The 663-nt window shown below is 42.8% G+C and carries 1 protein-coding gene; it reads left to right on the top strand.

Going from position 1 to position 663, the window contains the following annotated elements; translation table 11 throughout:
• Positions 1-327 precede the first annotated feature (327 nt).
• A partial coding sequence (locus R7R78_RS26875; protein WP_225474705.1) for a LysE family translocator occupies positions 328-663 on the top strand: 336 nt, incomplete at its 3' end.

The following is a 663-nucleotide window of genomic DNA, read 5'->3' as shown; positions in this document are numbered from 1 at the left end:
CTACTCCCGTAAGTACAAACGATACATTGATGTAGCGATGGTGGATTTAAAAACAAGTACGCACAAAATTGAAAGAGCGATAGCGCCTTCATCTTTAGAAATCGATCCAAAACCGTTCTATGACTAAATCGGTGCTTAGCTTGAATCATTACTGACTATTTTCTTTACACTATTGCATATAGCGAGTATTTTGGTTGCATAATTAATGCGCAATTAGGATTGCGCATTTGCCTCAGAAATACGTTTCAAGGATAGAAGCGTCGATGCTACATCACGTAGCTTAAGGCTTAATATGTGGCATCAAACCATGATTGGAAAGGAGCGCCAATGCAACTCGATACTTGGATTTACTACACTCTCGCGATACTCGTGCTCACAGCCTCTCCTGGGCCAAGTTCTCTACTTTGCTTAAGTAAAGGCGTCAGCAGCGGTTTTCGTCTTGCACTGACGACGGCTCTAGGCAGTTTAAGTGCGATTACCATCATTCTTACCCTTTCTTTTACCGGTTTAGGCGTTGTGATTGCGTCTTCTGAGTTCGTGTTTAACATCATCAAATGGTGTGGTGCGGCATATTTGATTTGGTTAGGCATTCAAGCATTTCGATCAAAACAAAACGATTTTGCGAAGTCCGACTCTGCACAGGTGTCAACCAGCCACGTCAGC

This window comes from Vibrio sp. 2134-1, from assembly GCF_033339495.1.
This window is presented reverse-complemented; position numbering and strand designations above follow the sequence as displayed.